This is a genomic window from Candidatus Methylacidiphilales bacterium (genome assembly GCA_028713655.1).
In the GTDB taxonomy this organism is placed as follows: Bacteria; Verrucomicrobiota; Verrucomicrobiia; order Methylacidiphilales; family JAAUTS01; genus JAQTNW01.
The window spans coordinates 1-7438 of the sequence record JAQTNW010000070.1; the positions used below are offsets into that span (position 1 = coordinate 1).

Here is a 7438-nt window from a genome sequence, read left to right on the forward strand (position 1 = left end):
GTAGCGGGGCTGTTCTGGCATTTTGTGGAGCTGGTCTGGATCTTCCTGTTCCCGATGTTGTATCTGCTCTAACCTGCATAGTTTATACTCATTTTATGAAACGGTCTATTGGCGCTGTCGCGCAACAGTGGAAGGACATGCGCTTGAACCTATGCAGGTTATTACAAAACCGCCTCAAAAGAAGGCAGTTCCAATTCAAAATTTTCCATTCAGGCGGTTTTGTTTGTAGCCCGGATGTGGTTACTCCGCTGTTTTTGCCCTGTCTTTTGGCAGGACACTTTGGAGGGGTTTTCAGAAGCGCATGAAACATCCGGGCTAAATGGCGGCGGAACATTAGAAGGCCGAATACTTTGCATGCAAGGCCGGGAATTGGAGCGAGAGAATTGATTTCCAAAGAGGAATGGAGTAAGTTACAGGACGATAAGCGCTATGTCAGAAGAAACGGAAAATCTTAAAAAACATGTCCGGCTGCACTTGGTGATTGGAGCAGCCCTGGCGATGCTTGCGCTTTTGACAGTTGGGCTGGCGCTCATCCCTTTCAACATTGCGGGCCATCTGGTTCTTGGGCTGATGATCGCCGCATTCATGGCGGGTCTGGTGGCCTATTTTTTCATGCACCTTTCGGCTGAACGCAAATTGATTTATCAGGTCATGGTGATTACCGTCCTTGCGTTTCTGGGATTGCTGTTGTTGACCCTGCTGGCGTACTGGGATGATCCGGGCCGGATTACGGGCCATTGAATTATGTCGCTTAAAATCGCCCATATTATTTTTGTGACCCTGGCGACCAGCATGTCGCTGGCCGGCGCCTATTGGGCTTCCGAGTCCTATCACCAGACCGGACTTGGCGAGATGAGAGCGGTGACTTTGCTACTGCTGACATTAGCCTGTGCTTTACTGGTGTATGGAGTCTGGTTTTACCGCAAATTAAAAAAGAACCCGATTTTGTGATGAATTCGATCAAGATGCTGTTGAAACGCTTTGGCGCAGCGGCGCTGTCTGTGGCTGCATGGCTTTGTTTTACAGGCCATGCCAGCGCCTGCGCGGTTTGTTTTGGCGCGGCGGGTGAAAAGGCGACCGATGCCGCCGCCAATGCCATCCTCTTTCTGCTGGGCGTTATCGTAACCGTAATGGGTGGGATTGCGGCGGTAGCGGTGACCCTATATCTTCGTGCGCGCAAACACCAAGCTTTACAGGTGACCGACGTATGATGCTGATCAAATTATTGGGAATACCCGAGGATGTGTCGGCCGACGGTTATCTGGTCGATCACATGCTGGAATTTTGCCACTGGTTCATGCTGCTGCTTTTTGTCGGCTGGTCTTGCTTCTTTGTATATCTCCTCTGGCGATTCCGGAAATCCAACAATCCCGTGGCGCAATATCACGGCTTTCGCTCCAAGGCGACGACCCATGTCGAAATCAGCGTGGTGCTTGTGGAGGCTGTGCTGCTCATCGGCTTTGCCTTGCCGCTTTGGGCCAAGGCGGCTGGAAGGATCCCCACGGATGGCGTTCTGCCGGTGCATGTCACGGCCTATCAATTCGGATGGCTGTTCCATTACGCGGGCGAGGACGGAAAATTCGGGCGGCGCGATCCGTCGCTGGTCACCGGCTCCAACCCGCTGGGCATCGACTGGTCGGATCCGGATTCGAAGGATGACGTGGTCAGCATGAACACCATGCACGTGCCCATCGGGCAAAAAGTGGTCGTGCGCCTGACCTCGAAGGATGTGATTCATAATTTTGCCTGCATGAGCCTTCGTGTGTCGCGCGATGCGATCCCGGGCCTGGCGAATCCGCTTTGGTTTACAGCGGTCAAGGAAGGCGAGTATGACATCATGTGCGGGCAGCTTTGCGGTGCAGGTCACAGCCTGATGAAAGGGGTCCTGTCCGTCGAGCCGGTCGATCAATTCAACACCTATATCAAGACGAACAAAGCCGCGCCGACGGAGCAAAAGACAGCGGTTGTACCTTGAGTAATTTATTCGGATGAAATCGGAGGGACGAGCGCCGTCTCGTCCCTTAAAAGTCGGCTTCTCCCGCAGAGGCACAGATCACGGAGTTTTTAACGTAAATTGTTTTGTCTTACAGGAGCGCGGGCGTCCCGCCCGCACTTTCCGGCATCCTGCCGGAAAGGTTCTTTTGCCTTTATCCTAACAACTTAGACAAAACCCGGCATGTTGCCCGGTGGTTTTGCATTTGCATGATTCCTAACCCGGCTGTTTCACGCGCTTCAGAAAACCGCTTCAAAGTGTCCTGCTCCAAAGTATGGCGGGAACAGAGGTGCAGGAACATCCGGGTTACATAGCCTGCATATGCCCAGCTCGTGTCTTTCCGCTGTTACGTCCCGGCGCTAACAGGTTGACCATTGAAATGAGTATGAAATATGCAGGCTAAAGCGTTATTTCGGACAATCGAAAGGCAACTCTGACACTCATCGCGCGTGTTCCAGATTCCTCACGGAGCTGGCAGGATACGGATTTGGCCATCGGAGTTGACTCCATTCATGAGACCGATTCAATTTTCAAGGGCTGACCCTCTAATAAATTCACCGCCGACAGGATTGGCAAACTCTCAGAAAGCATCCTGTCCGCCACGCCGGACGTCTCGCCCGGCGCTTGGCCTGTTTCGTCCACTGTCGGAACGTTGGAGTTAGCAGGAAAGACGTTGAGAATTGAGAGTTGACCCCGATAACATCCGCGCCGGCATGGCTATGCTGATTGCCGCGCTTTGCGCGGAAGGCGAATCGGAAATCCAAAACATCATCCAGATCGACCGAGGATTTTCGAACATCGACCAGCGCCTGCGCACCCTTGGCGCCAGGGTTGAGCGGTTGGAATGATTGTCAGGGGTAATATTGGATTAAGCCTTGGACGGGACGCCCAAGCCACAAGAGATGATAGTTCACCTTACTTTCAAACCTGCGGCTTTGGCCAAGGTATTTTGATTCTCGTCAAACGATAGAAACTCCGCCGCTTCAAGATATAGCGCCGTGGCTACGTGCAGGATGTCAAAAGCGCGATGGCCGCCGATCAGGGAATAAGTGGCCGAGAGCCTTTTTGCCTCTGTCATGACTTCGGCAAGATTGCACTTGGCTATCACAATGCCGCCATCGGCAATGTCAGCTTCAAAATCGGCAAGAATAGCGGCCGCATCCGTAGGGGAAAGCAGCCGGCGAAAGGCAGAGAGCCGGATCGCGTTCATAAATTCAAACTCATTAAACGCCGATAAAATCAAAGCTTGATTGAGTTTCCTGGCTGTCGCTTCAGCCTTGGCTGTATGCGCATCCCTTGCATAGAGGGAAAAGAGGAAACTGGTATCGCAACAAACCGGGCCCACGGCCTACCACTTTCCCTGGGATTCAGCCAGCAACGCCACCGATTGTTCTTTGGTCAAAAGTGGCAGCTTGCTTTTGTCGCGACACAAAGCAGCGCTCTTCTTCCAATCGTAACGGGTCGCTGATTTCGCCGGCTCGGGAACAAGCCATGCGATAACTGCGCCGCGCCTGCTGATGGCCACTTTTTCGCCCGCCTCAATCCATTTGAAAACGTCGAGATACCGGTTGCGAAGCTCCCTGACAGTGGCGGTTCTCATAATGCTACAATTATGTAGCACATGGCGTTTTAATAGTCAAGGAGCAGCCTGGGTGTTTTTTTAAAGAGGTCTGAACTCAGAACCCCATCTGCTTGCCGTTACCGATGTTGAAGAGCGAGGAAACAGACTCGCCGTAATGGATGCGCTTGATCGCCTCGCCCAACAGCTCGGCCACGCTAAGCACCGTAAGATGAACGCCGGGCACTTCCGGAACGGGCGTACTGTTGGTGGTAATCAGCTCTTCAATGCAGGAATTTTTCAGCCGCTCGATGCCCTTTTCGTTCAGGATGGCGTGCGAAACCGCTGCGAAGATTTTGAGCGCTCCCGCCTCTTTCAACGTTTTGGCGGCGGAGGTCAAGGTGCCTGCGGTCTCCGTCATGTCGTCCACCAGAAGCACATCGCGGTCCTTGACTTCGCCCACCACATACAGCGCCTCGGTTTCCGTGGCACTGACACGCCGCTTGGCGACAATTGCCAGCCCGGAATGCAGGGTCTGGGAATAGGCGGCGGCCATTTTCATTCCGCCGACATCGGGCGAGACCACGGTGAGGTTCTTAAGATCTTTCCGGGAAAGGTGGTTGTAAAAAACCGGGGCGGCGTAGAGGTGGTCCACCGGGATGTCGAAGAACCCCTGGATCTGCTGGGCGTGCAGGTCCATGGTGAGGACGCGGTGGGCGCCGGCGGCGGTGAGGAGGTTGGCCACGAGTTTGGCGGTGATGGGAACGCGAGGCTGGTCTTTGCGATCCTGCCGGGCGTAGCCGTAGAACGGAATGACGGCCGTGATGCGGGCGGCGCTGGCGCGGCGGGCGGCATCGAGCAAAATAAAAAGTTCCATCAGGTGATGGTTGGTCGGCGGGCAGGTCGGCTGGATGATGAAGATATCGTTGCCGCGGATATTTTCCTCAAATTTAACGAAGCTTTCACCATCGGGAAAGGCGGTGACGGTGGCCTCCCCCAGGCGGATACCGATGTAATCGGCAATTTTTCTTGCCAGCTCCTGGTTGGCGGAACCGGAAAAGACCTGGAGTTGTTTGCCGAAAGTTGAGCCTGACACGGCCGGCATTTTTGTAGGAAAGCGGGGTGACGGCAAGGGGAATTTTCACCAGAATGCATTAAATAAGGCCTGATACGGAAAGCCCGGCTTCGGTGGGCAGTTGGTTTGTACTGCTTTTTGCAGAAAAAGAATTTGACCTGAATGGCCTTTTCCTGCTCTATAGACGGTTCCGTTGTTGCAAAAAGGAAAGAGATATGGCTAAACGAATTACACTGAAAGCTGAACCGAGAACCACACGAGGCCGGAGTCAGTCAAAAAAGAACCGTAGCGCGGGTAAAATTCCCGCGGTGCTCTACGGTCATGGCGCGCCGAAAACCATCCAGCTCTCCGCTGTGGAGATCGTTTCGGCCATCAATGCCACGGGCCGGGAAGCCATGCTGGTGGACTTGGAACTTGAATCCAAAAAGCACCTCGCCGTCATCAGCGAGCTGCAAATCCACCCCGTCAAGGACAAGCTCCTGCACGTCGATTTTCATGAAGTCGATCCGAACAAGAAGATGCACGCCGAAGTGGCGGTGCATGAAGTCGGCGAACCGGCCGGCGTCAAAGTCGGCGGCGGTATTTTGGACCATCTGCTCCGCCATCTGCGCGTGGAATGTTTGCCCCAGGATTTGCCTTCGGAAATCGTGGTGGACGTTTCCGCCCTTGAGATCGGCCAATCGATCCATGTGAAGGACATCAAACTTCCTACCGGCGTCGTCGTCGCCAATCCGCCCGATCTGACCGTTTTTGCCGTGCATGCGCCGAAGGTTGAAGAAGAACCTGTGGCCGCTGCCGAGGCTGTCACCCAACCTGAAGTCATCACCGCGAAGAAGGATGAAGCAGGCGGGGATGCCAAGGCCCCTGAAAAAGCCGAGAAAAAAGAAGGCGCCGACAAGGAAAAGGGCAAAGACAAAGAAAAGAAGGGAGCATAATCCTTGGCCGGATTGTTTCCCCTCGTCGCCGGACTGGGGAATCCCGGTTCGGAATATGCCGCCACCCGACACAATTTCGGGTTTATGGTTTTGGACCGTTTCGCGCGCGAGGCGGGAGCAGAATGGAAATCGGCCGGTTTTGCCCACGCCCGGCTGGCGCGGCTGGATGACGGCGTCTGGCTGCTGAAGCCGATGGATTACATGAACCTTTCGGGCGCGGCGGTGAAGGCCGCGGCAGATTGGTTCAAGCTCGCGCCCGAGCAGGTGCTGGTCGTAAGCGATGACGTGAATTTGCCTTTGGGCCATCTGCGTTTGCGCGCAAAAGGTTCGGATGGCGGCCACAATGGGCTCAAGTCGGTGGAAGCCCATCTCGGTACGCAGCAGTATGCGCGCCTGAGAGGCGGAGTGGGAGCCGCGGAACCCGGGCGGGACCTGGCCGACCACGTGCTGGAACAATTTGGAAAAGACGAAAAGGAAAATTTGGAAAAAATGATTGTGCGGGCCTTGGAAGTCCTGCGAGAGTGCGAATCACATGGCGTGGAGTCCGCGGCCGCAAAAATCAACAACACATTATGAAGCAGAATTACGAAGCAATGTACATCCTGGATATCCAGGGCAAGGAAGAAGGCGTGGATGACGTGCTGGCGACGATCAAGCAGGCGATCGAATCGCTGGGCGGCGAGTTCAAAACGGCGCAGCGCATGGATCGCCGACATTTTGAGCGCGTGGCGGGACGTTTGGATTCCGGCTATTATCTCGGAGTGACCTTTGAGCTTGAAGGCACCAAGCTTTCCGCGTTGAAGGAAAAATTCCAGTTTGACGCCAAAATCTATCGCCAGAGCTATTTGAAGGTCAAACTCAAGGCCAAGAAGCCCGCCAAGCGCAAGGAAAAAGCCGTCGCCTAAGCAACTCCAACCTCCACCATCATGGCCTCTCTCAACAAGGTTTTTTTGATCGGCAACCTCACGCGCGATCCCGAGATCCGGCACACGCCCAAGGGAACGGCAGTGGGCGATCTGGCGATGGCGATGAACATGGTGTATCGCGGCCTGGACGGCACCGAAAAGGAAGAGGTTTGTTACGTGGATGTGGTCGTCTGGGGCCGACAGGCGGAAACCTGCAAGGAATATTTGAGCAAGGGCTCGCCGATTTTTGTGGAAGGCCGCCTGCAGTTGGACCAATGGGAAACCCAGCAGGGCGAAAAGCGCAGCCGTCTCCGTGTGCGCGCCGAACGGGTACAGTTTTTGGGCCGCGGCGGCGGCGGTTCCGGTGGGAGCTCTGGCGGAAGTTCACGAAGCAGCGCAGAACGCGATTCCGGCCACACAAGCTCCAAGGTGGAAAGCGAGCCTGCGAGCCGCCCGGGCCGAGAATCAGAGGATATCCCTCCCCCTGACGCCGCCGATGATGAGATCCCATTTTAAAAAGAATCTTTTTAAAATATAAATTAACGCCGAGGTGCATTGCTCTTCGGCGTTTTTTGCAGGAACCAGCTCCGAGCGAGGACTAGCGTAGAGATCTAAACCCAAAGGAAGCCAAACCCGATGAATAACACCGAATCCATCAGTTTTTTCTTCAGCCTGCTCATGGGAAACCTGCCCACGCTCATCGTGTGCTTCCTGGCAATTGTGACAATTCTCAGCATGTGGAAGGAAGGTTCCAGCGGTTCGCTCTGGGCTCTCATCGGCTTCGGCCTGCTTTTCGTTCTTTGCCTCGCCATGCCTGCCGCACAGGCCGCAGTCCATGCTTGGGGGGCTCAGAACGGAGATCACGCCCAGCGACTATGGGCCTTCTCAGCCCTCGGAATCGTTGGTTCCGTGCTTCACGCGGCCGTTTACCTGCTGTTGCTGGTGGCCGTGTTCACCGGACGCCCGCCGTTG

General features: G+C 54.9%; 14 protein-coding genes. 11 read left to right on the top strand and 3 right to left on the bottom strand.

Annotated elements, in window-relative coordinates; genetic code table 11:
- The 6 genes from PHD76_14790 to PHD76_14815 all read left to right on the top strand — a co-directional run.
- A partial coding sequence (locus PHD76_14790; protein ID MDD5263107.1) for a hypothetical protein occupies positions 1 to 305 on the top strand: 305 nt, incomplete at its 5' end.
- A gap of 124 nt (positions 306 to 429) precedes the next feature.
- Complete coding sequence (locus PHD76_14795) at positions 430 to 741, top strand: hypothetical protein (GenBank protein MDD5263108.1); 312 nt, start codon at positions 430 to 432, stop codon at positions 739 to 741.
- 3 nt (positions 742 to 744) lie between these two features.
- Entirely contained in the window at positions 745 to 951 is a 207-nt protein-coding gene (locus tag PHD76_14800) for a hypothetical protein (protein ID MDD5263109.1), read from the top strand.
- Complete coding sequence (locus PHD76_14805) at positions 951 to 1211, top strand: hypothetical protein (protein ID MDD5263110.1); 261 nt, start codon at positions 951 to 953, stop codon at positions 1209 to 1211. Before PHD76_14800 ends, PHD76_14805 begins: the two co-directional genes overlap by 1 nt.
- Positions 1208 to 1975, top strand: a complete 768-nt coding sequence (locus tag PHD76_14810) for a cytochrome c oxidase subunit II (GenBank protein MDD5263111.1) — start codon at positions 1208 to 1210, stop codon at positions 1973 to 1975. Before PHD76_14805 ends, PHD76_14810 begins: the two co-directional genes overlap by 4 nt.
- 698 nt (positions 1976 to 2673) lie before the next feature.
- The gene (locus PHD76_14815; GenBank protein ID MDD5263112.1) at positions 2674 to 2841 is read left to right on the top strand and encodes a hypothetical protein; all 168 of its coding nucleotides are present in this window, start codon (positions 2674 to 2676) and stop codon (positions 2839 to 2841) included.
- 62 nt (positions 2842 to 2903) lie between these two features.
- Here PHD76_14815 and PHD76_14820 read toward each other — a convergent pair whose 3' ends face one another.
- The 3 genes from PHD76_14820 to PHD76_14830 all read right to left on the bottom strand — a co-directional run bounded on the left by PHD76_14820 (position 2904) and on the right by PHD76_14830 (position 4647).
- Positions 2904 to 3338 carry a type II toxin-antitoxin system VapC family toxin gene (locus PHD76_14820; protein ID MDD5263113.1) on the bottom strand — a complete coding sequence of 145 codons (435 nt, stop codon included), beginning with the start codon at positions 3336 to 3338 and terminating at the stop codon, positions 2904 to 2906.
- A gap of 3 nt (positions 3339 to 3341) precedes the next feature.
- Positions 3342 to 3593, bottom strand: a complete 252-nt coding sequence (locus PHD76_14825) for a hypothetical protein (GenBank protein MDD5263114.1) — start codon at positions 3591 to 3593, stop codon at positions 3342 to 3344.
- Between the two features lie 76 nt (positions 3594 to 3669).
- Complete coding sequence (locus PHD76_14830; protein MDD5263115.1) at positions 3670 to 4647, bottom strand: ribose-phosphate pyrophosphokinase; 978 nt, start codon at positions 4645 to 4647, stop codon at positions 3670 to 3672.
- 194 nt (positions 4648 to 4841) lie between these two features.
- Between PHD76_14830 and PHD76_14835 the strand changes: the two genes are divergently transcribed.
- From PHD76_14835 to PHD76_14855, 5 genes are all read left to right on the top strand, one after another.
- The gene (locus tag PHD76_14835) at positions 4842 to 5561 is read left to right on the top strand and encodes a 50S ribosomal protein L25 (protein MDD5263116.1); all 720 of its coding nucleotides are present in this window, start codon (positions 4842 to 4844) and stop codon (positions 5559 to 5561) included.
- A 3-nt stretch (positions 5562 to 5564) separates the two neighbouring features.
- Positions 5565 to 6137, top strand: a complete 573-nt coding sequence (gene pth / locus PHD76_14840) for an aminoacyl-tRNA hydrolase (protein MDD5263117.1) — start codon at positions 5565 to 5567, stop codon at positions 6135 to 6137.
- On the top strand, positions 6134 to 6466 hold the full coding sequence (locus tag PHD76_14845; GenBank protein MDD5263118.1) for a 30S ribosomal protein S6: 333 nt from the start codon (positions 6134 to 6136) through the stop codon (positions 6464 to 6466). The genes pth and PHD76_14845 overlap by 4 nt, the downstream gene beginning before the upstream one ends.
- Positions 6467 to 6487: 21 nt before the next feature.
- Positions 6488 to 6982: a single-stranded DNA-binding protein gene (ssb, locus tag PHD76_14850; protein ID MDD5263119.1), complete on the top strand. Its 495-nt coding sequence runs from the start codon at positions 6488 to 6490 to the stop codon at positions 6980 to 6982.
- Positions 6983 to 7102: 120 nt separating this feature from the next.
- A partial coding sequence (locus PHD76_14855; protein ID MDD5263120.1) for a hypothetical protein occupies positions 7103 to 7438 on the top strand: 336 nt, incomplete at its 3' end.